Annotated in this window: 25 protein-coding genes; 19 read left to right on the forward strand and 6 right to left on the reverse strand. The window is 71.3% G+C overall.

The window, feature by feature from the left end:
- The first annotated feature begins 33 nt into the window (after positions 1–33).
- The 9 genes from ESZ52_RS06505 (at position 34) to ESZ52_RS06545 (ending at position 9,209) form a co-directional block, all read left to right on the forward strand.
- On the forward strand, positions 34–1,344 hold the full coding sequence (locus tag ESZ52_RS06505; RefSeq protein WP_131106478.1) for a dipeptidase: 1,311 nt from the start codon (positions 34–36) through the stop codon (positions 1,342–1,344).
- Positions 1,345–1,348: 4 nt separating this feature from the next.
- Complete coding sequence (locus tag ESZ52_RS06510) at positions 1,349–2,332, forward strand: glutathione S-transferase family protein (protein WP_131104213.1); 984 nt, start codon at positions 1,349–1,351, stop codon at positions 2,330–2,332.
- A 24-nt stretch (positions 2,333–2,356) separates the two neighbouring features.
- Positions 2,357–3,484, forward strand: coding sequence for a tryptophan--tRNA ligase (gene trpS / locus ESZ52_RS06515; protein ID WP_131104214.1), 1,128 nt, complete (start codon positions 2,357–2,359; stop codon positions 3,482–3,484).
- A 13-nt stretch (positions 3,485–3,497) separates the two neighbouring features.
- Positions 3,498–4,667, forward strand: coding sequence for a glycerate kinase (locus ESZ52_RS06520; RefSeq protein ID WP_131104215.1), 1,170 nt, complete (start codon positions 3,498–3,500; stop codon positions 4,665–4,667).
- A gap of 205 nt (positions 4,668–4,872) precedes the next feature.
- Positions 4,873–5,223 (forward strand): HesB/IscA family protein, encoded by a 351-nt coding sequence (locus ESZ52_RS06525; protein ID WP_131104216.1) that lies wholly within the window; start codon positions 4,873–4,875, stop codon positions 5,221–5,223.
- 148 nt (positions 5,224–5,371) lie between these two features.
- The gene (gene aat / locus ESZ52_RS06530) at positions 5,372–6,055 is read left to right on the forward strand and encodes a leucyl/phenylalanyl-tRNA--protein transferase (RefSeq protein WP_131104217.1); all 684 of its coding nucleotides are present in this window, start codon (positions 5,372–5,374) and stop codon (positions 6,053–6,055) included.
- Between the two features lie 88 nt (positions 6,056–6,143).
- Positions 6,144–7,028 carry an aa3-type cytochrome oxidase subunit II gene (ctaC, locus tag ESZ52_RS06535; RefSeq protein ID WP_131104218.1) on the forward strand — a complete coding sequence of 295 codons (885 nt, stop codon included), beginning with the start codon at positions 6,144–6,146 and terminating at the stop codon, positions 7,026–7,028.
- A complete protein-coding gene (gene ctaD, locus ESZ52_RS06540; protein ID WP_131104219.1) occupies positions 7,028–8,803 on the forward strand; it encodes an aa3-type cytochrome oxidase subunit I in 1,776 nt (591 codons plus the stop codon). Before ctaC ends, ctaD begins: the two co-directional genes overlap by 1 nt.
- 4 nt (positions 8,804–8,807) lie before the next feature.
- On the forward strand, positions 8,808–9,209 hold the full coding sequence (locus ESZ52_RS06545) for a cytochrome c oxidase subunit 4 (protein WP_131104220.1): 402 nt from the start codon (positions 8,808–8,810) through the stop codon (positions 9,207–9,209).
- 93 nt (positions 9,210–9,302) lie between these two features.
- On the opposite strand, the gene ESZ52_RS06550 is transcribed toward ESZ52_RS06545, so the two are convergent.
- Genes ESZ52_RS06550 through ESZ52_RS06560 form a run of 3 tightly spaced genes read right to left on the reverse strand, consistent with a single transcriptional unit; the run spans position 9,303 to position 11,796 of the window.
- Entirely contained in the window at positions 9,303–10,274 is a 972-nt protein-coding gene (locus tag ESZ52_RS06550; protein ID WP_131104221.1) for a quinone oxidoreductase family protein, read from the reverse strand.
- Positions 10,275–10,309: 35 nt separating this feature from the next.
- Entirely contained in the window at positions 10,310–11,377 is a 1,068-nt protein-coding gene (gene trpD / locus ESZ52_RS06555; protein WP_131104222.1) for an anthranilate phosphoribosyltransferase, read from the reverse strand.
- On the reverse strand, positions 11,374–11,796 hold the full coding sequence (locus tag ESZ52_RS06560) for a response regulator (RefSeq protein ID WP_131104223.1): 423 nt from the start codon (positions 11,794–11,796) through the stop codon (positions 11,374–11,376). Before ESZ52_RS06560 ends, trpD begins: the two co-directional genes overlap by 4 nt.
- Positions 11,797–11,924: 128 nt before the next feature.
- Between ESZ52_RS06560 and ctaE the strand changes: the two genes are divergently transcribed.
- From ctaE to ESZ52_RS06590, 6 genes are all read left to right on the forward strand, one after another.
- Positions 11,925–12,560 carry an aa3-type cytochrome oxidase subunit III gene (gene ctaE / locus ESZ52_RS06565; RefSeq protein ID WP_238154521.1) on the forward strand — a complete coding sequence of 212 codons (636 nt, stop codon included), beginning with the start codon at positions 11,925–11,927 and terminating at the stop codon, positions 12,558–12,560.
- A gap of 71 nt (positions 12,561–12,631) precedes the next feature.
- A complete protein-coding gene (qcrC, locus tag ESZ52_RS06570) occupies positions 12,632–13,438 on the forward strand; it encodes a cytochrome bc1 complex diheme cytochrome c subunit (protein WP_131104225.1) in 807 nt (268 codons plus the stop codon).
- A 3-nt stretch (positions 13,439–13,441) separates the two neighbouring features.
- Positions 13,442–14,548 carry a cytochrome bc1 complex Rieske iron-sulfur subunit gene (gene qcrA / locus ESZ52_RS06575; protein WP_131104226.1) on the forward strand — a complete coding sequence of 369 codons (1,107 nt, stop codon included), beginning with the start codon at positions 13,442–13,444 and terminating at the stop codon, positions 14,546–14,548.
- Positions 14,545–16,356 (forward strand): cytochrome bc1 complex cytochrome b subunit, encoded by a 1,812-nt coding sequence (gene qcrB / locus ESZ52_RS06580; RefSeq protein WP_131104227.1) that lies wholly within the window; start codon positions 14,545–14,547, stop codon positions 16,354–16,356. The genes qcrA and qcrB overlap by 4 nt, the downstream gene beginning before the upstream one ends.
- An 88-nt stretch (positions 16,357–16,444) precedes the next feature.
- Positions 16,445–16,786: a metallopeptidase family protein gene (locus tag ESZ52_RS06585; RefSeq protein WP_131106479.1), complete on the forward strand. Its 342-nt coding sequence runs from the start codon at positions 16,445–16,447 to the stop codon at positions 16,784–16,786.
- Positions 16,787–16,834: 48 nt separating this feature from the next.
- Positions 16,835–17,119: an Lrp/AsnC family transcriptional regulator gene (locus ESZ52_RS06590; RefSeq protein ID WP_131104228.1), complete on the forward strand. Its 285-nt coding sequence runs from the start codon at positions 16,835–16,837 to the stop codon at positions 17,117–17,119.
- 38 nt (positions 17,120–17,157) lie between these two features.
- Here ESZ52_RS06590 and ESZ52_RS06595 read toward each other — a convergent pair whose 3' ends face one another.
- Complete coding sequence (locus ESZ52_RS06595) at positions 17,158–18,939, reverse strand: DEDD exonuclease domain-containing protein (RefSeq protein ID WP_425600037.1); 1,782 nt, start codon at positions 18,937–18,939, stop codon at positions 17,158–17,160.
- A gap of 256 nt (positions 18,940–19,195) precedes the next feature.
- On the opposite strand from ESZ52_RS06595, the gene ESZ52_RS06600 reads away from it, so the two are divergent.
- Complete coding sequence (locus tag ESZ52_RS06600) at positions 19,196–19,501, forward strand: hypothetical protein (RefSeq protein ID WP_131104230.1); 306 nt, start codon at positions 19,196–19,198, stop codon at positions 19,499–19,501.
- Between the two features lie 54 nt (positions 19,502–19,555).
- Here the strand turns inward: ESZ52_RS06600 and ESZ52_RS06605 are convergent, their stop codons facing one another.
- Positions 19,556–21,358, reverse strand: coding sequence for an AMP-dependent synthetase/ligase (locus ESZ52_RS06605; RefSeq protein WP_131104231.1), 1,803 nt, complete (start codon positions 21,356–21,358; stop codon positions 19,556–19,558).
- A gap of 189 nt (positions 21,359–21,547) precedes the next feature.
- Here ESZ52_RS06605 and ESZ52_RS06610 point away from each other — a divergent pair, with 189 nt between their 5' ends.
- The 3 genes from ESZ52_RS06610 to ESZ52_RS06620 are packed head-to-tail and all read left to right on the forward strand — an operon-like array spanning position 21,548 to position 24,337.
- On the forward strand, positions 21,548–22,585 hold the full coding sequence (locus ESZ52_RS06610) for an ROK family glucokinase (protein ID WP_131104232.1): 1,038 nt from the start codon (positions 21,548–21,550) through the stop codon (positions 22,583–22,585).
- Positions 22,586–22,643: 58 nt separating this feature from the next.
- Positions 22,644–23,615, forward strand: coding sequence for an ROK family protein (locus tag ESZ52_RS06615; protein WP_131104233.1), 972 nt, complete (start codon positions 22,644–22,646; stop codon positions 23,613–23,615).
- Positions 23,616–23,644: 29 nt separating this feature from the next.
- Entirely contained in the window at positions 23,645–24,337 is a 693-nt protein-coding gene (locus ESZ52_RS06620) for an endonuclease/exonuclease/phosphatase family protein (RefSeq protein ID WP_131104234.1), read from the forward strand.
- Positions 24,338–24,372: 35 nt separating this feature from the next.
- Here the strand turns inward: ESZ52_RS06620 and ESZ52_RS06625 are convergent, their stop codons facing one another.
- Positions 24,373–24,771: a hypothetical protein gene (locus ESZ52_RS06625; RefSeq protein ID WP_131104235.1), complete on the reverse strand. Its 399-nt coding sequence runs from the start codon at positions 24,769–24,771 to the stop codon at positions 24,373–24,375.
- Positions 24,772–24,885 lie beyond the last annotated feature (114 nt).

The following is a 24,885-nucleotide window of genomic DNA, read 5'->3' on the forward strand; positions in this document are numbered from 1 at the left end:
CGCACCGCAGAGCTCGCTGCCCGGGTGCGCGAGATGATGCCGGGGATCCGGTCCGACCTGGAGGCGCTGACCCGCATTCCCTCGGTGTCCCTGGACTCCTTCGACCAGAGGCACGTCGAGGACAGCGCCCTGGCCACCGCCGACCTGCTGCGCGCCGAGGGCCTGGAGGTCGAGATCGTCCGCGAGGGTGGCCGCCCGGCGGTGATCGGGCACCTGCCCGGTCCCGAGGGGGCCCCGACCGTGCTGCTCTACGCCCACCACGACGTCCAGCCGCCCGGCGACGACGCCGACTGGGACACGCCGGTCTTCGAGCCGACGCAGGTGGGGGAGCGGCTCTACGCCCGGGGCGTCGCCGACGACAAGGCGGGGGTGATGGCCCACGTCGCCGCGCTGCGTGCGCACGGCGGACGGCCACCTGTGGGGGTCCGGGTCTTCATCGAGGGGGAGGAGGAGGTCGGGTCCGCCTCGCTGCCGACGGTCCTGGAGAGGCACGGCGACCGGCTGGCCGCGGATGCGATCGTCCTGGCCGACTCGCACAACTGGAAGGTCGGCGTGCCCGCGCTGACCACCACCCTGCGCGGGATGGTCCGGGTCGTGGTGGAGGTCCGCGCGCTCGACCACGGGGTGCACAGCGGGATGTACGGCGGCGCGGTCCCCGACGGCCTGACGGCACTGGCCCGCTTGCTCGCGACCCTGCACGACGAGGCGGGTGACGTGGCCGTCCCGGGGCTGATGAGCTCGCAGGCCGCTGACCTGGACTACACCGATGACGACCTGCGGGCCGACTCCGGGCTCGCCGACGGCGTCAGCCCGATCGGCACCGGCTCGATCCTGTCCCGCATGTGGACCAAGCCGGCGATGACCGTGATCGGCATCGACGCGCCCTCGGTCGAGAAGGCGGCCAACCTGCTCACGCCCGTCGGCCGGGCCAAGCTCTCGATGCGCATCCACCCGGCCGAGTCGCCGGAGACGGCATACCTCGCCCTCAAGGCGCACCTGGAGGAGCACGCGCCCTGGGGCTGCCAGGTGAGCGTCACGCTCGACGACGACGGCGCCGGGTTCGCCGCCGACGCCCAGGGACCGGTGTATGACGTGGCCAGGTCCGCCTTCCGCGACGCCTGGGACGGCGTCGAGGCGGTCGACATCGGGGTGGGTGGGTCGATCCCCTTCGTCGCGGCCTTCGCCGAGCGGTTCCCGGACGCGGCGATCCTGGTCACGGGGGTGGAGGACCCCGACACCCGTGCGCACGCCGCCAACGAGAGCCTGCACCTGGGCGAGTTCGAGCGGGTCTGCCTGGCCGAGGCCCTCCTGCTGGACCGTCTCGGGACCGTCGGCAAGGATTGACCCCATGGTTGAAGAGAAGCGTGAGGAGAAGGCCGAGGGCAGCACCGCGCAGGGCAGCTACGTCAGCGGCGAGGGCGGTTATGAGCGCAAGGCCCGCTACATCGAGACCCGGATCACGCGGGACGGAGACGGCCATGGCGATCTTGCTGTGGAGCCGGGGCGCTACCGGCTCGCTGTCTCCCGCGCCTGCCCGTGGGCGCACCGGACGATCCTGGTCCGCCAGCTGCTGGGTCTGGAGGACGTGCTGTCGATGGCCGTGGCCGGGCCGGTGCACGACGAGGACAGCTGGACCTTCGACCTCGACCCGGGCGGTGTCGACCCCGTGCTCGGCATCCCCAGGCTCAAGGACGCCTACGACGCACGGCCCGACGGCTTCCCCGAGTCGGGCGTGACCGTCCCGGCCGTCGTGGACACCACCACGGGACAGGTCGTCACCAACGACTTCCACCAGATCGTCAAGGACCTGGTCACCGAGTGGACCGAGCACCAGCGCCCGGAGGCGCCCGACCTGTGGCCCGAGGACCTGCGCGGGGAGATCGAGGAGGTCTCCGAGCTCGTCTACCACGACGTGAACAACGGGGTCTACAAGTGCGGCTTCGCCGGCACCCAGGAGGCCTACGACCAGGCCTACGACGCGTTGTGGGCGCGGATGGACTGGCTCGAGGAACGGCTGTCGCGGCAGCGTTACCTCGTCGGTGACCGGCTGACCCTGGCCGACGTGCGGCTGTGGCCGACCCTGGTCCGGTTCGACGCGGCCTACCACGGCCACTTCAAGTGCAACCGTCACAAGCTCACCGAGATGCCGGCCCTGTGGGCCTACGCGCGCGACCTGTGGCAGACCCACGACTTCGGCTCCACGGTCAACTTCGAGCACATCAAGGCGCACTACTACGCCACCCACCTGGACATCAACCCCACGGGGGTCGTGCCCAAGGGGCCGGACACCTCGGTCTGGCAGGTGCCGCACGGGCGGGACGGGCTGCGCTAGCGGTCCGGCGTAGCATCGTCCAGCGTGACTGACACCGCCCCGCTCGACGACTCCGCCGGCGACGTCCTCGCCGACTCGACCTCCGCCGCCTCGCTGCAGCGCAGCCTGGCGCGCAGCGCGCAGATCGAGGAGCAGCTGCGCACCGACCCCGGCCAGTTCCGGATGCTGACGGGTGACCGGCCGACCGGGCACCTGCACCTGGGGCACTACTTCGGCAGCCTGCGCAACCGGGTCGCGCTGCAGGACCTGGGCGTGAACACCTTCGTGCTCATCGCCGACTACCAGGTCATCACCGACCGGGACGGCGTCGACCTGATCCAGGAGCGGGTGCTCTCCCTCGTCGCCGACTACCTGGCGACCGGGATCGACCCCGCCCGCACGACGATCTTCGCGCACTCCCAGATCCCGGCGTTGAACCAGCTGATGCTGCCGTTCCTGTCGCTCGTCACCGACAGCGAGCTGCGCCGCAACCCGACGGTCAAGGCCGAGCAGGACGCCACGGGTGGCCGGCCGATGAGCGGGCTGATGCTCACCTACCCGGTGCACCAGGCGGCCGACATCCTCTTCTGCAAGGCCAACGTCGTGCCCGTCGGCAAGGACCAGCTGCCGCACCTGGAGCAGACGCGGGTCATCGCCCGCCGCTTCGACGAGCGCTACGGCCGGGCCGGGGACCGCAGCGCGCCGGTCTTCCCCGCTCCTGACGCCCTGCTCTCGGAGGTCCCCCACCTGCTGGGCACCGACGGGCAGAAGATGAGCAAGTCGCGGGGCAACACCATCGAGCTGCGGATGTCGGCCGATGACACGGCCAAGGTGCTCAAGAAGGCGGTCACCGACTCCGAGCGGCGCATCACCTTCGACCCGGTGGGCCGCCCGGAGGTCTCCAACCTCGTCCAGCTCGCCGCCCTGACCACCGGCCGCGACCCCCAGGCCATCGCCGAGGAGATCGGCGACGGCGGCTCAGGGACCCTGAAGAAGCTGGTGACGGAGGCCGTCAACGAGTACTTCGCGCCGCTGCGGGCCCGCCGGGCCGAGCTGGCGGCCGACCCGGCCCAGCTGCGCCGCGTCCTGGCGGAGGGCAACGCGCGCGCCGGCGAGGTGGCCGAGAGCACGCTGGCCGAGGTGCGCGAGGCCATGCAGATGGTCTACGGCTGAGCAGGTCAACCGCATGAGCGCCAGCGCCACCCCTGCCGCAGGCCCCCGCGTGGTCGTGGTCGTCGACCGTAGCGGGGAGCGGCTGACGGCCGACGCCGCTGCCGGAGTGGCCCGCGGCTGGGCCCGCACTGCACCGCACACCACGGTGGAGGCGTACGACTGTCACGACGGCGGGGCAGGTCTGACCGCGGTCGTGGCCGGACGACTCGGGGCCACGGTGCACCCCGTCGTGGTGCCGGGCCCGGCCGGGGTAGAGGTGCCCGCCGCGGTGGCCGTCGTGCCGACGGCCGATCCGTCCGGTGCGGCCGACCCGGCCGACCGGGGTGACCTGGCCGACCGCGGTGACCGGGATCCCGCGGCCGGCGGCACGGCATACCTCGACACGGCGCAGGTGGCGGGACGCCACCTGGTGCCGCAGGAGCGCCTGGCCGACCCCGAGGGGCTGTCCAGCGCGGGCGTGGGCCGCCTGCTGCGGCATGCCCGCGACCTGGGCGTGGACCGGATCGTCGTGGGGGTCGGTCCGCTGGCCACCCACGACGGCGGCGTCGGGCTGCTCCGCGAGCTCGGTGCCGGCGCCGACCTGACGAACCTCCCTGCGGTCCGGGACGAGTGGGCCGGCACCCGGCTGGTGCTGGTGACGACCACCGAGTCGCCGCTGCTGGGCTTCCAGGGAGCCAGCGCCGGCCTCGGCGACCACGGCGTGCCCCCCGAGGTCACCCAGCGCCTGGAGCTGCGGATGGGGGATCTCACCGACCGGGTGAACGCCGTCCTGCCGCCCTCGCGCGATCTGCTCACCGGACTGCCGCGCCGCCCGGAACGGGAGCCCGGCTCGGGGGCCGGGGGAGGGCTGGGCTACGCCCTGCAGCTCATCGGGGCCCGCACCGACGACGGGGCCCGCTTCCTGCTGGACGAGCTCGGCATCCGCCCACGGCTGGCGGGGTCGCTGCTGGTTCTGGTCACCGACCGGTATGACTACACCACCGTCCACGACGGCGTGGTCGCGCAGACCGCGCGTGCCGCACTGGAGTCCGCGACGCCCACCGTGGTGCTGGCCCGGCAGGTCGCGGTCGGGCGCCGTGAGGGGATGAGCCTGGGGGTCAGCGGCGCGTACGAGCTGCGCGAGGGGGAGGACCTCGCCGCCCTGGCCGCCAGGGTCGCCCGGACGTGGACACCGGCCAGGTGAGCGGTTCCGGTGCGCCCGCGTGGACGACCGTCGGGGAAGGCCTGCGTGGAAGACCGGCGGGGAAGCCGTGGGGAGCAGGCCCGCATGCCGGGCCGCCGTGACTGACGTGGTGGCGTAGCCTGAGATCCGGGAACAGCACGTCTACCCCCAGCGTTGACCGCGTTGACGCACGAGCACCGACACCCCTTGCGAGAGGACCCCGAGCATGACCGACATCCAGAGCACCGCGACCCACGGAGTGCAGCTGAGCGACGTCGCCGCCGAGAAGGTCAGGAGCCTGCTCGCGCAGGAGGGCCGCGACGACCTTCGGCTGCGCATCGGCGTGCAGCCGGGTGGCTGCTCCGGCCTGATCTACCAGCTCTACTTCGACGAGCGCAGCCTCGACGGCGACCTGGTGGCCGAGTTCGGTGGCGTCGAGGTCGTCGTGGACCGGATGAGCGCCCCCTACCTGGACGGCGCCTCCATCGACTTCGCCGACACCATCGAGAAGCAGGGCTTCACCATCGACAACCCCAACGCGGGCTCCTCCTGCGCCTGCGGCGACAGCTTCGGGTGACCGGTGACTCGCGAACGCAGCGAGCCTGATTCACCGGAACAGGTAGTGCGCGCGAGCGAAGCCAGCACGTAGCAGTTCAGTGAGCCGTTCACACAGAGTCCCGGTGCCGCCTACGGCACCGGGACTCTCTGCGTGGACACTGTGAGGTATGCCGATCGAGCCGCCCCGCACCTCCTGGCGCCTGAGCACGGGGGGCGCCCGGCCCGGTGAGGACCTGGTCGGCATCGGGGCCGACCTCGCGCCCGGCACGGTGCTGGAGGCGTACCGGGAAGGGATCTTCCCGATGGGGGTCGGCGTGGGCGGTGGTCCACCCCTGGGCTGGTGGTCGCCTGACCCGCGGGGGATCTTCCTGCCCGGTGACCTGCACGTCAGCCGCTCGCTGCGCCGCTCCGTCGGCCGGTTCGAGGCCACGGTCGACACCGCCTTCCGGGACGTGGTCGAGGCCTGCGCCGACCCGAGCAGGGACGGGGCCTGGATCACCCCGGAGATCGTCGAGTCCTACGTCGAGCTGCACCGGCTCGGGTGGGCGCACTCCGTCGAGGTCTGGGCGGAGGGGGTGCTGGTCGGCGGCCTGTACGGCCTGGCCATCGGTCGCCTGTTCGCCGCGGAGTCCAAGTTCCACCGCGCCACCGACGCCTCCAAGGTGGCTCTCGTCCGCCTCGTCGAGGTCCTCTCCGAGGACGGCGAGCCCTGGGTGCTGGACGTCCAGTGGAGCACCCCCCACCTGGCCCGTCTAGGGGTGCGGGAGGTGGACCGCAGCACCTACCTTGACCTGGTACGGAGGGTGCGGTCGCGGCTCCTGCCGAGCCGGTGGCGCGCCGGGCCCACCTGAGGGGGCCCCGCGTGCGAGAATCGAGCAGTGCTGAAGGTATGGTTCTGCACAGTCATGCCCGGGAGCCCGAGAAGTGTGAGGTGTATCAGTGCGACGGCTTGAGCAGACACAGCGTCGTCCGGTCGGCAGGCGGTGGGGACTGGCCGCGGCGGCCGTGCCCGCCGCGCTGCTTCTGTCCGGTTGCGTCGAGGACATTCGAGCGGGCTTCCTGCCCGAGCCCATCACGAGCGAGGGCTCCGAGTACCTGACCTTCTGGAACGGCACCTGGATCGCGGCGTGGGCGATCGGCATCTTCATGTGGGGCCTCATCTTCTGGTGCGTCATCGCCTACCGCCGCAAGAGCGAGGACGAGATCCCCACCCAGTTCCGCTACCACGTGCCCTTCGAGATCCTCTACACCGCGGTCCCGATCCTGCTGGTCATGACGCTGTTCGGGCAGACCGTCAAGGTCGAGAACACGCTCCTGCACATCGACGAGGACCCCGACGTGGTCGTCAACGTGGCGGGCAAGAAGTGGAGCTGGGACTTCAACTACCTCAACGAGGACGTCTACGAGACCGGCGTGCAGGCCTACACCCTCAACGAGGGCCGCGAGGGGGTCCCGGAGACGCTGCCCACCCTGGTGCTGCCGGTCGACAGCCGGGTGGAGTTCGTGCTCACCTCCCGTGACGTCATCCACTCCTTCTGGGTCCCGCAGTTCCTCATCAAGCTGGACATGATCCCTGGCCGGGTCAACATCTTCCAGGTCACCACCACCGAGGAAGGCACCTTCCACGGCAAGTGCGCCGAGCTGTGCGGCACCTACCACGCCGAGATGCTCTTCAACGTCTCCGTCGTCTCCCAGGAGGAGTACGACGCCCACATCGAGTCCCTGCGCGAGGCGGGCCAGACCGGCCGGCTGGGTCCCGAGCTCGACCAGTACGAGCTGCAGAGCGACCAGGACGACCCTCTGCGCGGAAGGAGCGGTAACTGATGGCGACGACCCTCAGCACCCCGGAGGAGACGCGGAGTCCGCAGCCCCGGCGTGGCGCCGAGCGCAGCTCGTTCGTGCGCAACGCGGTGCGGATCCTCACCTCCACCGACCACAAGGTCATCGGCAACCTCTACTTCGTCACCACGATGGCGTGGTTCATGGTCGGCGGCCTGATGGCGCTGGTGATCCGGGCCGAGCTGTACACCCCCGGCCTGCAGGTGGTGGACAACCCCGAGATCTACAACCAGATGTTCACCATGCACGGCACGATCATGCTGCTGATGTTCGCGACGCCGCTGTTCGCGGGCTTCGCCAACGCCATCGTGCCGCTGCAGATCGGGGCGCCCGATGTGGCCTTCCCCCGGCTGAACATGCTCGCCTTCTGGTTCTTCTTCTTCGGCAGCCTCATCGCGGTCGGGGGCTTCCTGACCCCCGACGGTGCCGCAGGCTTCGGCTGGACCGCCTACCAGCCGCTGGCCGGCCCCTCGCACACCCCCGGCCTCGGCGGTGACCTGTGGGTGCTCGGCCTGGCGCTGACCGGTTTCGCCACGATCTTCGGTGCCGTCAACTTCATCACCACCATCGTGTGCATGCGCGCGCCCGGCATGACGATGTTCCGGATGCCGATCTTCACCTGGAACATCCTCATCACCTCGATCCTGGCGCTGATCGTGTTCCCGGTCCTGGCCGCGGCCTTCTTCGGGATGATCGTGGACCGGCTCTGGAACTGGAACATCTACGACCCCGCGCACGGCGGGGCGATGCTCTGGCAGCACCTGTTCTGGTTCTTCGGGCACCCGGAGGTCTACATCATCGCGCTGCCGTTCTTCGGCATCGTCTCCGAGGTCATCCCGGTCTTCTCCCGCAAGCCGCTGTTCGGCTACAAGACGCTGGTCATGGCCACGATGGCGATCGCCGCCCTCTCGGTGACGGTGTGGGCGCACCACATGTACGCCACCGGCGCGGTCCTGCTCGAGTTCTTCGCGATCATGACGATGCTCATCGCGGTGCCCACCGGCGTGAAGTTCTTCAACTGGGTCGGCACCATGTGGCGGGGCTCGATCTCGATGGAGACCCCCATGCTGTGGGCGGTCGGCTTCCTGGTCACCTTCCTCTTCGGTGGCCTGACCGGTGTCATCCTGGCCAGCCCGGCCCTGGACTTCCACCTGCACGACTCCTACTTCGTGGTCGCGCACTTCCACTACGTCGTCTTCGGCACCGTGGTCTTCGCGATGTTCTCCGGCTACTACTACTGGTGGCCCAAGTTCACCGGCCACATGCTGGACGAGACGCTGGGCAAGATCCACTTCTGGCTGCTCTTCGTCGGCTTCCACGGCACGTTCATGGTCCAGCACTTCCTCGGCGCGGCGGGTATGCCGCGGCGGTACGCCGACTACATGCCGGAGGACGGCTTCACCTGGATGAACCAGCTGTCCACGATCTCCTCGTTCATCCTGGCGATCTCGATGCTGCCGTTCTTCATGGCGGTGTGGAAGAGCTTCCAGACCCCGAAGGTCACGGTCGACGACCCGTGGGGCTGGGGCACCACCCTGGAGTGGGCGACCTCCTGCCCGCCGCCGCGGCACAACTTCACCTCGCTGCCGCGGATCCGCTCCGAGCGTCCCGCCTTCGACATGAACCACCCGAACATCGGTGTCCTGGAGTCGCCCGAGCCGGACAAGGGTGTCGCCGAGCAGCTGCTCGGTGGCCCGCAGACCGACCCCCAGGGCAACGTCGGGACCGACACCGGTGGCTACACCGGAGAGGAGCGCTGAGCCGATGCGAACTGAGGCCAAGGTCTTCGCAGCCCTGATCCCGTTCTTCGGGCTGCTCACCGTGATCTACGCCTACTTCACCAACTTCGGTGAGTGGGTCGGGATCATCGGGCTCTTCCTCACCATGCTGTTCGCCACCTGGATCGCCGTCTACCTGTGGCTGACCGGGCGCAAGACCGACCCGCGGCCCGAGGACGACCTGCAGGGGGAGATCGCGGACCTGTCCGGCGACTTCGGCCACTTCACGCCGTACTCCTGGTGGCCGCTGTACCTGGGACTGTCGACCTCGGTCGTGGTGCTGGGCATCGGCGTCGGGTGGTGGCTGGCCGTCGCGGCAGCGCCCTTCCTGGTCATCTCGGTCGTCGGCTGGGTCTTCGAGCACTTCCGGGGCGAGCACGCCATCTGAGGGTCGACACCACCTAGATCACGACGAAGGGCCCGACCAGCAGGTCGGGCCCTTCGTCGTGTCCGGGTCCATGCCCGGCCAGGCGACCTGGGCTCAGGGGATGAGCAGCAGCTTGCCGGTGGTGCGGCCACCTTCCAGGTCCTCGTGCGCCTGCTGCGCCTCGGCAAGGGGGTATCGGCCGCCCACCTGGATCGTCAGCTCGCCGCCGGCGATCGCGCCGAGCACGTCCGCGGCCCGCCACAGGAGCTCCTCTCGGTCCGCGGCGTAGTGCGCCAGCGAGGGACGGGTGAGGAAGAGGGATCCGCCGGCGTTGAGCGACTGGGGGTCTACCGGGGGCACCGGGCCGCTCGCGGCGCCGAAGAGGACCATCATCCCGCGCGGACGCAGCAGGCGCAGGCCGGCGTCGAAGGTGTCCTTGCCGACCCCGTCGTAGACGACGTCGACCCCCTCGTCGGAGGTGAGCCGCTCGACCGTCTCGACCAGGTCCTCCTGCCGGTAGAGGACGACCTCGTCCGCCCCGTTGGCCTTGGCCAGCTCGGCCTTCTCAGGGCTGCCGACCGTGCCGATGACGCGCACCCCCTTGGCCCGCAGCAGCTGGCAGAGCAGCAGGCCCACGCCTCCGGCCGCGGCCGTGACCAGGGCGGTCTGGCCCTGCTGCGCCGGGAAGGTGGAGTTGACCAGGTAGTGCGCGGTCATGCCCTGCAGCATCGCCGCTGCCGCGGTCTCCAGCTCCACCCCCTCCGGCACCGGGACTAGCCTCCCGGCCGGGACGACGACCTGCTCGGCATACCCGGTGCCCGGGACCATGGCCCAGGCGACCCGGTCGCCGACCGAGACCCCCTCGACGTCCGGCCCGAGCGCGGACACGGTGCCAGCCCCCTCGCTGCCCGCCACGAACGGCAGGGGGAGGGGGTAGGCACCGGAGCGCTGGTAGATGTCGATGAAGTTGACGCCCCCGGCCGCGACGTCGACCCGCACCTCGCCCGCACCGGGCTCGGGGGTCTCCTGCTCGACCAGGGTGAGGACCTCAGGTCCTCCGGTTCGTTCCACGATGACTGCACGCATGCAGTCGACGCTACCCTCCCGGTCCGGCGGGGGCCTCAGCGGTCTCTCGTGGCGGAGACCCAGCGGTCCACGACGGCGGCCGCGCCACCCTCGTCGATCGCCCGCGCCGCCCGGTCCATGCCGGCACGGACACGGGTATGCAGCCCCGCCTCGTCGGCAGGGTGCTGGGCGTCCTCGCCGGCGTTGAGCAGCGCCAGGGCAGTGCCGGCGTTGAGCAGCACGGCATCCCGCACCGCGCCGGTCGCCCCGGCGAAGAGCTCCCTGGCCACCTGCGCGTTGTGCTCGGCGTCCGCCCCCCGCAGCGCCTCCACCGGGTGGGTCGGCAGCCCGAGGCGCTCCGGGTCGAGGGTCCACTCGTGCACCTCCCCGGTGCCCGGGGTCCACCACATCCGGGTGGTGGTGGCGGGCGTGACCTCGTCCAGGCCGTCGTCACCACGGAAGACGACCGCCTGCGTCCCGCGCTCGGCGAAGACGCCGGCGAGCAGGGGTGCCATCCGGGCGTCCGCCGAACCGACCACCGCATACCTGGGCTGCGCGGGGTTGGTCAGCGGTCCGAGGAAGTTGAAGGCGGTGGCCACGCCGAGGTCCTTGCGGACCACGGCCGAGTGCCGCATCGAGGGATGGAAGGTCTGGGCGAAGCAGAAGGTGATGCCGACCTCGCGCCCCACGGCCGCGACATCGTCCGGAGCCAGGTCGAGGCGCACCCCGAGGGCCTCCAGCATGTCTGCGGAGCCGGAGCGGCTGGACGCGGCCCGGTTGCCGTGCTTGACCACGACCGCGCCCGCCGCCGCCATGACGACGGCCGACATGGAGGAGATGTTGACGGTCATCGCACGGTCACCGCCGGTGCCGACGATGTCGATGGTCGGGCCGTCCACCTCGAAGCGGTGCGCGTGCTGGAGCATCATCGAGGCCAGCCCGGTCATCTCCGGGACGGTCTCCCCCTTGGCCCGCAGCGCAGTGAGGAAGGAGGCGAGCTGGGCCGGCGTGGCCTCGCCGGACATGACCCGGTCCATCGCCCAGGCGGCCTGGGTGGTGTCGAGGTCCTCACCGCGGATGAGCGCGGTCAGCAGGTCTGGCCAGGTGGGGGACTGCTCGCTCACCGGCGCGCGAGCTCGGCGACGGCGGCGCACAGGCGCGACTCGTCCAGCGGCCGGGACAGGAAGGCGTCGGCCAGGGACCAGGTCGCCAGCCAGCCGTCTCCGGGACGACCGGTGAGCACGAGGACCGGCGGGCACTGGAAGATCTCGCTCTTGAGCTGGCGGCAGAGGCCCATGCCGCCGTAGGGCCGGGCCTCGCCGTCCAGGATGAGCACGTCGAAGTCGCCGCCCTGGACCTCCATCAGGACCGCGTCGGGCGTGGCGCACTCGGTCCAGCTCGACACGGTGACGTCATCCGCAGGACGGGTCCCGACCGCCAGGCGCACATGGTCCCGGACCGCACGGTCGTTGCTGTAGAGCAGCACGGAGATGGAGCGGGAGGGGGTGCCGACGGCCGGCGAAGCAGCAGCGGGAGAGGTCATGGGGACGATGGTAGCGAGGGCTGCGAGCCCGGGGCGACCACGGGGCCCAGCGACGCGCGGCAGGGGGTGACGCACCGGGAGAACCGATGGGCCATAATGACCGGGTGGCGACAACACCTGCATCAACGATGACCGACGCGGAGCGGTTCCACGCGACCGCCTCCGGACCGGCCACCCGGCCGAATCTGACGGCCGTGGGCACCATGGTCTGGCTGGGCAGCGAGATCATGTTCTTCGCGGGGCTGTTCGCGATGTACTTCACGATCCGCTCGGTGTCCCCGGACCTGTGGGCCGAGCGCACGGAGTACCTCGACCTGACCTTCGCCTCGATCAACACCACGATCCTGGTCGTCTCCTCGGTGTGGTGCCAGTTCGGCGTCTGGGCCGCGGAGAAGGGGATCCCGCACCGCACCGGCCGCCTGCTGGAGATCGGCAAGTGGGGCATGCGTGAGTGGTACACGCTCACGTACCTCTTCGGCGCGACGTTCATCGCCGGCCAGGTCTGGGAGTACGCCACCTTGATCAGCGAGGGTGTCACGCCCAGCGTCGACCCCTACGGCTCGGCGTTCTACATCACCACCGGCTTCCACGGTCTGCACGTCATCGGTGGCCTGATCGCCTTCCTCTTCATCATCGGCCGCAGCTTCACGGCCAAGCGGTACACCCACGCCCAGGCCACCGGCGCCGTCGTCACCTCCTACTACTGGCACTTCGTCGACATCGTGTGGGTCGCGCTGTTCGCCGTCATCTACCTCGTTCGGTAAGCGTGGGACGTCGCACCTCCGCCCCGAGCGCACAACCTCCTCGACCTCATCGACTCCGGAAGGACCGCCGCGTGAGTTCTCTCGCCGCCCGTCGCCGCAGCCCCTATGCGTTGCTGGTGCTGCTCGTGCTGGGGCTGATGTTCACCGGGACCGCGTATGCGGCCCTGCAGCCCAGCACCGCCCGTCCCGGCACCTCCGCGGCGACCTCCTCGGCCGAGGAGATCGCGCACGGGGAGCAGCTGTTCCTGGCCAACTGCGCCAGCTGCCACGGGCTGAACGCCGAGGGCAACGAGCCCATCGGACCCTCCCTGCACGGGGTCGGGGCCGCCGCCGTGGACTTCCAGGTCGGCACCGGCCGGATGCCGCTGGCCTCGCCGGCGACGCAGTCGGAGCGCAACGAGCAGCAGGTGCGCTTCAACCAGGAGGAGATCTCCGCGATGGCCGCCTACGTCGACTCGCTGGCCCCGGGGCCGGCCGTGCCCGACGAGGAGTGGCTCGACCCGTCCCAGGGTGACCCCGCCAACGGCGGCGCCATCTACCGGACCAACTGCGCGATGTGCCACAACTCCTCCGGGACCGGCGGCGCGCTGACCCGGGGCAAGTACGCACCCAGCCTCATGGGCGTGCAGCCGGTGCACATCTACGAGGCCATGCTGACCGGCCCGCAGGCGATGCCGGTCTTCAACGACCAGAACATCACCCCCGAGGAGAAGCGCGACGTGATCGCCTTCATCGACGCGATCGACAACGGGGTCAACGACCACGGCGGGTCCGGCATGGGTAACCTCGGCCCCGCCGGCGACACGCTGTTCGCCTGGACCTTCGGTATCGCGGCCTTCCTCGGCGCCGCGGTCTGGCTCGGACGGAAGGCTGCCTGACACATGAGCACGCACGACGACAACCACGTGCCGGCGCGGCCGGCGGACCAGCCGGCGCACGACCAGCCGGCCCAGCCCGAGCGGTTCGAGAACCCCGGCCTCCCGCCGCACCGTCCGCGGCGCGCCGACCTGGACCCCAAGGCCGCCAAGCGGGCCGAGGTCCAGGTCGTGGCCCTGTTCACGCTCTCGGTCATCTCCTCCATCGCCTTCGTGGTGGCCTACTTCGCCATCGACCCGCAGGCGCGGGCCTTCGTCCCCGGCATCGGGGAGATGAACGGCTTCCACCTGGCCCTGGGCGTGACCATGGGTCTGTCCCTGCTAGGCATCGGCCTGGGCGCGATCCACTGGGCCAAGACCCTCATGCCCGACGAGGAGTTCGTGGAGGAGCGCCACCCGCAGGCCTCCACCGAGGAGGACCGGCTCGGCGCGGGCCAGGTGCTCTCGCACGGCTGGCGCAGCTCCCAGCTGAACCGTCGCAGCGCCATCCTCGGCTCGGCCGGCGGGGCACTGGGTCTGTTCGCCCTGCCGGTGGTGCTGCCGGCCATCGCCGGCCTGGGCCCCGCGCCCCGGCGCGAGCAGCTCTTCAGCACCAACTGGGAGGCCGGGCGGCGGCTCATGATTGACCCCGCCGGGACCCCGATCCGCGCCGCGGACCTCACCCAGGGCTCGGTGTTCCACGTCATGCCCGACGGCTTCGTGGGGCACACCGCCATCGAGGAGCACGGCGCCGAGGCGGTCATGAACTCTCGGGCCAAGGACCCGGTCATCCTGGTCCGGATGAACCCGGCGGAGATCAAGAGCCAGAAGCAGCGCGAGTGGGGCGTCGACGGCATCGTGGCCTACTCCAAGGTCTGCACGCACGTCGGCTGCCCGGTGGCGCTGTACGAGCAGCGCACGCACCACCTGCTCTGCCCCTGCCACCAGTCCACCTTCGACATGGCCGATGACTGCAACGTCATCTTCGGTCCCGCCAAGCGGCCGCTGCCCCAGCTGCCGATCACGATCGACGACGAGGGCTACCTCGTCGCCGCGGACGACTTCCGCGAGCCGATCGGGGTCAGCTTCTGGGAGCGCGAGCGTCCCGAGCTCCTGCCTGGAGGTAACTCATGACCGCCTACGTCCCCCAGGGAGCCGACAGCCTGCGCGAGGACGCGCCGGGTGGCGCGGAGTCGAAGTTCGACCCGAACAACCAGGCCTCCCCGGACGCCCAGTTCCCCAAGGCGCTGATCTGGGCGGACGACCGCACCGGCGCGGCGAAGGGGATGCGCTACCTGCTGCGGAAGGTCTTCCCCGACCACTGGAGCTTCCTGCTCGGCGAGGTCGCGATGTACTCGATGATCATCGCGCTGATCACCGGCACCTTCCTCACCCTGTGGTTCGTGCCCAGCATGGGCCACATCACCTACGAGGGCTCCTACGTCCCGCTCAAGGGTGTGGGGATGTCGGAGGCCTACGCCTCGACGCTGGACATCAGCTTCGAGGTCAAGGGCGGGCTGCTCATCCGGCAGCTGCACCACTGGTCGGCACTGTTCTTCATCATCGGCCTGGCGCTGCACGCGGCCCGCGTCTTCTTCACCGGCGCCTTCCGCAAGCCGCGTGAGATCAACTGGGTCATCGGCACCGTGCTGGCGCTGCTGGCGATCATCGAGGGCTTCGCCGGCTACTCCCTGCCGGACGACCTGCTCTCCGGCACCGGTATCCGGGCGATGAACGGCTTCATGATGTCCGCGCCGGTCATCGGCACCTGGCTGACCTTCTTCGTCTTCGGCGGCGAGTTCCCGGGCGAGGCGATCATCCCGCGCCTGTACATCGCGCACGTGCTGCTGCTGCCCGCGCTCATCGTCGGGCTGTTCGTGGCGCACCTGCTGCTGGTGGTCGTGCACAAGCACACCCAGTACCCCGGCCCCGGCCGCACGAACGACAACGTGGTGGGCTTCCCGGTCATGCCGGTGTATGCCGCCAAGGCCGGCGGGTTCTTCTTCGTGGTCTTCGGCCTCACCGCGCTGATCTCGGCCCTGGTCCAGATCAACGCGGTCTGGGTGTACGGACCCTACGACCCGACACAGGTCACCGCAGGATCCCAGCCGGACTTCTACATGTGGTTCTCCGACGGGGCACTGCGCCTGTTGCCAGGATGGTTGGAGTTCACCATCTTCGACACGGTGTGGAGCTTCAACATCTTCCTGGGCTCCCTGGTCCTGCTGCCGCTGGTCTTCATCGTCATGGGCGCCTACCCCTTCTTCGAGGCCTGGGTCACCGGCGACAAGCGGGAGCACCACCTGCTCCAGCGTCCCCGCAACGCCCCGGTCCGGACCGGCATCGGTGCGGCAGCCATCTCGATCTACCTCGTGCTCTCGCTCGCGACGATCAACGACATCCTCGCGGTCCTGCTGAACCTGTCGATCAACGACATCACGATCGTCTTCCGGACCATGTTCTTCGTGCTTCCGGTCGTGGTCTTCTTCGTGGTCAAGAAGCTCTGCCAGAGCCTGCAGCGGCACGACCGGGAGAAGGTGCTGCACGGTCACGAGACGGGCACGATCATCCGCACGCCCGAGGGCAAGTTCTTCGAGCTCCACGAGCCCATGGACGCCTACGAGCGTTGGGCGCTGGTGCAGCACGAGATGCCCAAGCCGCTGGCGCTGACCTCCGGCCCGGACGTCGACGAGCACGGGGTGGCCCGCAAGCGTGGCCCGCTGACGGGGCTGCGCAACGGGCTGTCCAACTTCTTCTACCGCGACGTCGTCGAGCCGGTGACCCCGGCCGAGCTGGCGGCCGCCCAGCACCACGGCGAGGCCGAGGCGCTGGAGGTCGCGCGGACCCCGCAGATCGGGGCCCCGGTGGACGACGCGGCGGGCGACGACGACTTCGAGGACACGCACGGCTCCGCGGTGCAGGCACCGAGTCATCGCCCCTGAGCCCGACGGCATACGCCGCCCCGATCCCGCTGTGGACGGGGCGGCGTCGCCGTGCCCAGAGTGCGGCCAGGTGCACGTGCCGCTCGAGATGTCGCGGGAGGAGTTCGAGGAGGCCGTCGGGGACGCTCTCGACCTGGTGCCCGCGCAGCTGATGGACCAGCTGGACAACGTCGTCTTCCTCGTGGAGGACGAGCCACCGTCGGAGGACCCGGACCTGCTCGGGGTCTACGACGGCATCCCGCTGACCGAGCGCGACCTGGCGTGGGGCGGGTACGTCCCGGACCGGATCACCGTCTTCCGGGGCCCCCTGCTGCGCATGTGTCAGGACCGGGAGGAGCTGCTCGAGGAGATCGCGGTCACGGTCGTGCACGAGATCGCCCACCATTTCGGTATCGACGACGACCGCTTGCACGACCTGGGCTGGGGCTGAGCGGCGTCGGCCGAACCTGGGTCCGTGCCGCTCCAGTAGAGTGATGCCGTGATTTCCGCCATCGTCTTGATCAAGGCCGAGGTTGACCGCATCCCCGAGGCCGCCCAGCAGATCGCCGAGATCGAGGGCATCAGCGAGGTCTACTCGGTCACCGGGGACATCGACCTCATCGCCGTTGCCAGGGTCTCCCGCCACGAACAGTTCGCGGACGTCATCGCCGACCGGCTCAACAAGGTGGCGGGTGTCCTCGAGACCAACACCCACATCGCCTTCCGCACCTACTCCGCCGAGGATCTCGACGCTGGTTTCGCCCTCGGCCTGGACGGCGAGTAGACGCCCACCGACGGCTGGCCCAGAACGGTCTGGGCCGCTCAGGCCGGTACGGCGCCCGCGGGCCGGTCCCAGGGGCGGGTCAGTCCTTGGTCGAACGGCTCCACCGCGGTCCACGACTCGGCCTGCGGCTCCAGGGTGGCGCGGGATGAGCCGGCGCCGTCCACGGGACAGGTCCACTCGCCCTGCAGGTCGACCAGCCTGGTGCCCGGCTTCTCCAACCAACCCAGGACCAGCTCGGTCTCCTCGGGCAGGGCGGCCGCCCCCGTGTCGTCGGTGATGACGACCTCGGCCGTCTCCCGGAGCGCGGCGACGTACGGCATGGGGTCGGCCCCGGGCGGACTGACCGAGGTGCCCGCCAGCCGGCCGTGCCGCACGCAGACCAGCTCCCAGCCACCCTCGTCACGGCGGCGGGCTGCGATGAGCTGGGGGGTGCGGGTCAGGGGACGTAGCCGCTGTGCGCGGGCGGACGCCCGGACCAGCGCCATCATCCGGTCGCGCAGGGTGCTGGCCTCCTCGAAACGCTCCTGCCCTGCCAGGTCGTCGAGCCGCTCGCGGAGCGCGGTCACGATCTCGCGGGAGCTGCCACCCAGCGCCGCTCGCGCACGGGCCACGACGTCGGCGTAGTCGTCAGGGGTCTGGGCGCCGACGCACGGCCCGCCGCAGCGGCCCAGGTCGAAGAGCATGCAGGCGGAGTCCGCCACGGACCGCGCCGACAGTCGGGTGGTGCACTGGCGCAGGGGGACGACCTCGTGCACGGCGCTGATCGCGGCCTCGGCGGTGCGCCGGCTGGCGAAGGGACCGGCGTAGTGGGCGCGGTCGTGCTTCACGCTCCGGACCACGGAGAGCCGGGGGAAGGCCTCGTCGGTGAGCTTGACCCAGACCGCCTTCTCCGGGTGACGCGAGCGCCGGTTGTAGCGCGGCTTGTGCTCGGCGATCAGACGCAGCTCGCGGACGGAGGCCTCCAAGGGGGTGGCGCACACGATCGGGGTGAGCGACTCCGCCAGCCCGATCATCTCCGCCATGCGACGGCGGGTCTCCGATCCGGTGAAGTAGGTCAGCGTGCGCCGGCGCAGGTCGCGGGCCGTCCCGACGTAGAGCGGCTCGCCGCGGGCCCCGCGGAAGACGTAGACTCCTGGCGCGGCAGGCATGGCCTCTGCCAGGAAGCGCTTGCGGCGTTGGGCCGGGCTGACGCGGGAGCTGTAGGACTGCAGCTCCTCCAGGGTGTGAACCCCGAGGTTGCCCACGCGGGCGACGAGGCCGTGCAGCACGTCCACGGTGGCCCTGGCGTCGTGCAGAGCCCGGTGGTCCGGGGTGGTGGCTGCGCCGAAGAGACGGGCCAGGCTGCTCAGCTTGTGGTTGGGCGCCTCGTCCTTGTGGACGAGCTGGCGTGCCAGCCGGACGGTGTCGAGCACCGCGAAGCCCGGCCAGGGGTGACCGGTCTCCAGCGCCGCCGCCTTGAGGAAGGAGACGTCGAAGCCCGCGTTGTGCGCCACCAGCACCGACCCGGAGGCGAACTGCAGGAACTGGGGCAGCACGCTCGCGATCCGGGGAGCGTCGGCGACCATCGCGTTGGTGATACCGGTGAGGACCGAGATGAACGCCGGGATCGGGGTCGTCGGCCGCACCAGGGTCTGGAACTCCCCGAGCACCTCCCCGCCGCGCACCTTCACCGCGCCGATCTCGGTGATCTGGGATCCGGCGGGCGAGCCACCGGTGGTCTCGAGGTCGACGACGACGAAGGTGACGTCAGCCAGGGCGGTCCCCAGGTCCGCGAACGTCTCCTGCACCATCTGCATGGCCATGAACGTAGACGGGGGCACCGACACACCCCGGTAGACAGGCCGAGGCGGGGAGAAGCGGACGGGGACGGAAGGGGTAGACGGGGGGTAGCCAGACAGGGATCGTCAGGGGTAGCCGGGTGTGACGGACGCGTGTGACGGACGCGCGGGATGGGCGCGTGTGACGGGCGCGTCGGATGGGCGCGTGGGATGGGCAGAGGTGGGACGGAGGAGGGGCGCCGAAACCGGGTGTGTCGGTGGCCGCCCCTAGCGTCGTTCAGGACAAGGAGGTGAACCCATGACCCCCACGACGTTCACCATCGACTGTGACACCTGCCCGGGCCGCGGGCGACTGTGCGGCGACTGCTTCGTTCCCGTCCTGGGACGGGTGTGGCTGCAGGACCCGCCGGTGCGGCGGGCCGACGGTCCTGGCCCGACGCGACCCGACACCCTTCGCAGCGGCGAGACCGAGCCCCCTGGAGGTGTACCGCTGGACAGCGACGAGCTGGCCGCGGTCAGCGCCTTCGTCCGGGCCGGCCTGGTCGACCCCGACGAGGCGGCTGCGGCGCGAGCCCAGGTCAGCGCGAGGTCGGCAGTCGGCTGACAGCCGATCAGGTGCAACCAAGGTGCGACGAGGTGCGACCAGGTGCCCAGCGCCTCAGCGGGGCCGCGGGCGGGCGTAGATGCCCTCGATCTCCTGATGGAGCAGCTCGCCGATCCGGCCGCGTTTGAGCTTCATCGACGGGGTCAGCAGACCGTTGTCCGCGGTGAAGTCCTCGTCGAGCACGTGGAAGGCGCGGATCGACTCGGCGCGGCTGACCGACTCGTTGGCCGTGTCGACGGCCTGCTGCAGCTCGGCCAGCACCTGCGGGTGCTCGGGGGCCTGCTCGAGCGTCAGACCGGGCAGCCCGTTGTTGGCGCCCCAGGTGCTGAGCATCTCGGCGTCCAGGGTGATCAGGGCGGCCACGAACGGCCGACCCTCGCCGACCACCATGCACTGAGAGATCAGCGGGTGCGCGCGCAGCCGGTCCTCGAGCGGCCCCGGGGAGACGTTCTTGCCGCCGGCCGTCACCAGGATCTCCTTGACCCGCCCGGTGATGGTCAGGAAGCCGTCGGCGTCGAGCTGGCCCAGGTCGCCGGTGTGGAACCAGCCGTCCGGCATGGCCCGGGCCGTAGCCTCCGGGTCGCCGTGGTAGCCGCGGAAGAGGTTGACGCCACGCAGCAGGATCTCGCCGTCCTCGGCCACCCGCACCGACACGCCCGGCAACGGCCGGCCCACCGTGCCGATCCGGAGCATGTCCGGGGTGTTCACCGTGGCCGGCGCCGTGGTCTCGGTCAGCCCGTAGCCCTCGAGCACGACCAGACCGACGCCGCGGAAGAAGTGGCCGAGCCGCTCCCCGAGCGCGGCACCACCCGCGATGGCGTAGGTCACCCGCCCGCCCATCGCGGCCCGGAGCCGGGTGTAGACCAGCCGGTCGGCGACCGCCCGTTGCACCCGCAGCGCCGGACCGGCGCCACCGGCGTCCAGAGCCCGGCTGTAGCGCTCGGCCACCCGGGCCGCCCAGCGGAAGACCTTGCCCCTGCCGGCGGCCTCCGCCTTCTGCTCGGTGGCGTTGTAGATCTTCTCGAAGACCCTGGGCACCGACAGCAGGAAGGTGGGCCGGAAGCTGGCCAGGTCGTCCAGCACGGTGCGCGGGTCCGGGGTATGACCCAGCCGGGCTCCGGCATACACGCAGACCACCTGCAGGAACCGAGCGAAGACGTGCGCCAGCGGCAGGAACAGCAGCATGGCCGCACCCTCGGCGCGGATGACCTCGCTGAGCCGCTCGGCGGCGTTCTCGGCCAGGGCCATGAAGTTGTCGTGGGTGAGCTCGCACCCGCGGGGCTCCCCGGTGGTGCCCGAGGTGTAGATGATCGTGGCCGTGTCCGAGCGTCGGACCCCTTCCCGCCTGCCCTGCAGGGTCTCGTCGGCGACCTCGCCGCCCGCGGCCGTCAGCTCCTCCAGGGCACCGGCCTCGATCTGCCACACGTCGCGCAGGTCGGGCAGCTGGTCCCGGACCTGCGCCACCGCGGCGGTCATCACCGAGTCCTCGACGAGGACCGCCACGGCGCCGGAGTCCTGCAGGATCCACCGCACCTGGTCCACCGAGCTGGTCTCGTAGACCGGCACCGGCACGGCGCCCACCATCCACAGGGCGAAGTCGGCCAGCGTCCACTCCAGGCGCGTGCGGCTCATGATGGCCACGCGGTCCCCAGGCTCGACGCCGGCCGCGATGAAGCCCTTGGCCAGCTGCTGCATACGCTCGTGCAGCTCGGCCGCGGTGACGGGCGCCCAGCCACCGTCCTGCGGGACGCTGACCATCACCCTCTCCGGCTGGGTCAGCGCCCAGCGGGCCGGGTAGTCGGCCAGGCTGCCCTCGGTAGACGGGGGCACGAGCGGTGGGACGGACACCTCGGTCACGGACACCTCTGGGTCAGGGTTGGGCCCCGGGTCACGGGATCTGGCACGGGCTGCAGGGGACGAGCGTTGTCCACGATACCCAGCCCGGCGCGGCCGGACGCCTCCGGTCCGGCGAGCCCCGCCCTGCTGCGGGCTGCGCCTCGGGGCCGCTGCGATGTCCCGGCGAGCGCCCCGCACTAGGGTGACCGGGTGAGCATCTGCGTCGGCGTGGACATCGGTGGGACCAAGATCGCGGCGAGTGCCGTGCGGGCCGACGGCACAGTCCTGGCGCGCGGTCGCCGGGAGACCCCGGCCCGCGACGCCGACCAGATCGTCCTGGCCGTCGCCGACGTGGTGCGCGAGCTCAAGGACCAGGCCCGGGCTGAGGGAGAAGACGTCGTCGCCGTGGGTGCCGCCTGCGCCGGCTTCATCGACCGGTCGGGGGAGACGGTGCTCTTCGCCCCGAACCTGGCCTGGCGCGACGAGCCGCTGAAGGCGCGGCTGGAGGCGCAGATCCCGCTGCCGGTCGTGCTGGAGAACGACGCGAACGCCGCCGCCTGGGGCGAGTTCCGGTTCGGTGCCGGCCGAGGGCAGACGGACATGGTCATGGTCACCCTGGGGACCGGCGTCGGCGGCGGGGTCATCGTCGCGGGGCAGCTGCTGCGTGGCGCGCACGGGATGGGCGCGGAGGTGGGCCACCTGCGGGTCGTCCCGGACGGTCACCGGTGCGGTTGCGGCAACAAGGGGTGCTGGGAGATGTATGCGTCGGGGTCGGCCCTGGTGCGCGAGGCGCGGCAGCTGGTGGCGGGGGGCAGCCCGCACGCGGGCGTGCTCGCCGACCGGTGCGGTCGGGACCCGAGCCGGCTCACCGGGATCATGGTCACCGAGGTCGCGGGCACCGGTGACCCTGCCGCGGTCGAGCTGCTCGAGGACGTCGGTCGGTGGACCGGTGAAGGGCTGGCCAGCCTCACCGCGATCCTCGACCCCTCCATCCTCGTGGTCGGGGGCGGCGTCAGCGCCGCCGGCGACCTGGTGCTCGAGCCCGCCCGGGCCGCCTTCGGTCGTCACCTCTCAGGACGCGGTCATCGCACGCGGGTGCCGATCGTGCTCGCCGAGCTGGGCAACGACGCCGGGATGATCGGGGTCGCGGACCTGGCAGCGGCCGGCGTCAACCCCGCGGGAGGCCCAGCACTGGCTTCCAGCGTGCGAGCGGCGGGCAGTCTGGACCCGGCGGCCCCGTCGGAATGAGCCCGTCCCACGTCACCCCTTCCTCCACCCGGAGGGTGAGCGCGGTGGAGCCCCGGACGTGAGCGATCTGCTGAGCATCGGCGTCGACGTCGGCGGCACCCGGCTGAAGGCGGGTCTGGTCGACCAGGGCGGGGCGGTGCTCGCGACCGCGCGACGGGACACGCCGGGACGGTCTGCCCCTCCGGCCGTGCTGGAAGAGGCCCTGCTGGACCTGGTGGGAGAGCTCCGGTCCGTCGCATCCGCCACCGGGCGCCGCGCAGCGAGCGTCGGCGTGGCCGTCGCCGGGCTGGTGGATGCGGCCCGAGGCATCGTCGTCTTCGCGCCCCACCTGCCCTGGCGGGAGGAGCCGCTGCGAGAGCGGCTGGCGGCAGGGCTCGACCTGCCGGTGGTCGTCGACAACGACGCCAACGCCGCCGCCTGGGCTGAGCACAGGTTCGGCGCCGGGCGCGGGGAGACCCACCTGCTGCTGCTCACCCTGGGCACCGGCATCGGTGGCGCCGTCCTGACGGAGGGCCGGTTGCAGCGTGGTCGGCACGGCCTGGCGGGAGAGCTGGGTCACGTCCAGGTCGTGCCCGACGGGCGGCCCTGCCCGTGCGGCAACCGGGGCTGCTGGGAGCAATACGTCTCGGGGACGGTGCTGCGCCGGGACGGCCAGGAGCTCGTCCGCCGCGGGGGAGCGGACGCCGCCGCGCTCTCCGAGGCCTGCGACGGCGATCCCGGCCGGTTGAGCGGTGACGACCTGACCCGACTGGCCCGGGAGGGCGACCCGGCCAGCCGGGCCGTGCTGGGCGCTGCCGGACGGTGGCTCGGCACGGGCCTGGCCGGAGCGGTCGCCACCCTCGACCCGGGCACCGTCGTCGTCGGCGGCGGCCTCAGCGAGGCCGGGGACCTGCTCCTCGACCCCGCCCGGGCCACGCTCGCACAGCACCTGCTGGGTCGGGGGCACCGTCCCGTCCCGCCGGTCGTCCCCGCCGCCCTGGGGGTCGGTGCCGGGCTGGTCGGGGCCGCCGACCTGGCCCGGTCTCCGTGACGCGGGCGCCCTGGGAGAAGATACGGATCATGCCCGACACCGGCTTCCGCCTGCGCATCGCCAGCTACAACCTCCGTGGTCTCAAGGACGACGCGGCCACCGCCGCCGCCGTCGTCCGCGCCGTCGCCCCCGACGTGCTGCTCCTGCAGGAGCTGCCCCGCTACCCGGGGTCGGACTACGCGATCACCTCGTTCGCCCGCGAGGCTCGGATGCTGTGGTCGGGCCGCACCCGGTTCGTCAGCGGGACCGGGATGCTGACCGGGCTGCGCCCGCTGCCCACCGACTCCCAGGACCTCAAGCTGCCCGTCGGTCTGCGGGAGAACCCGCGCGGCTACACGGTCACCCAGGTCCGCAGCCCCCACGGTCCGGCGATCACCGTCGCCTCGGTGCACCTCTCATTGCGCGAGGAGCAGCGGGTCGACCACACCCGCACCCTCCTGACCGAGCTCACCGCCGACGGGGGGGCCCAGGCCCCGCTGGTGGTGGGCGGTGACCTCAACGAGGGACCCACCGGCGCCGCCTGGGGTCTCCTGGCCGACGAGCTCGACGTGGTGAGCGACGACCGGCCCACCTACCCGGCCAGCAGGCCGCAGCACCGGATCGACGCGATCTTCTCCCGTGGGCACGTCGCGGCCACGCCGGGTGACCCGCAGCTGCTGGACGGTATGCCGTTGGCGCGCGCGACCGATCACCTGCCGGTCTGGGTGGACCTGACGTTCTAGGTCTGGGCGCTGGCCAGACCTGGCGCGATCCAGCCCTAGACCTGGGCGCCGAGGTCGTCGTCGGGGCTGCGCCGCCGCGGCTGGCGCAGCACGAGCAGGACGAAGCCGGCCAGCGCGAGCAGCACACCGACGGTCGTCCAGCCGCGGCTGAGGACCGGCACCACCGCGGAGAGCACCACGAGCAGCGGGCCCAGGACGAGCCCGACGGTGATGGCCCAGAAGTGCAGGTCACCGGCCGGCAGCGGGGGAGGGTCCGGGGGGACGAAGTGGTCGTCCTCCTCCGGCGGCTCGTAGGAACGGTGGTCGGTCGCCATCGACTCGGGTGTCCGCTCGCCCAGGTGGCTCGGCGGACGCAGCCCGGCCACGATCTCCCGGAACTCCCGGTCGATCTGCTCGTCCCCGGGACCCTCCTCCGGGTGGCGCGGCTGGCTCATCCGACCAGTCTTGCACGCGGGGACCACGGGGGAATCAGGTGAGGACCACGCGAGTGACCACGGGGTCGACGAGGAGGACAGCGGGATGACAGCGAGAGGACGACGAGAGGAATC

The sequence above is a fragment of the Ornithinimicrobium sufpigmenti genome (assembly GCF_004322775.1).
GTDB lineage: Bacteria > Actinomycetota > Actinomycetes > Actinomycetales > Dermatophilaceae > Ornithinicoccus > Ornithinicoccus sufpigmenti.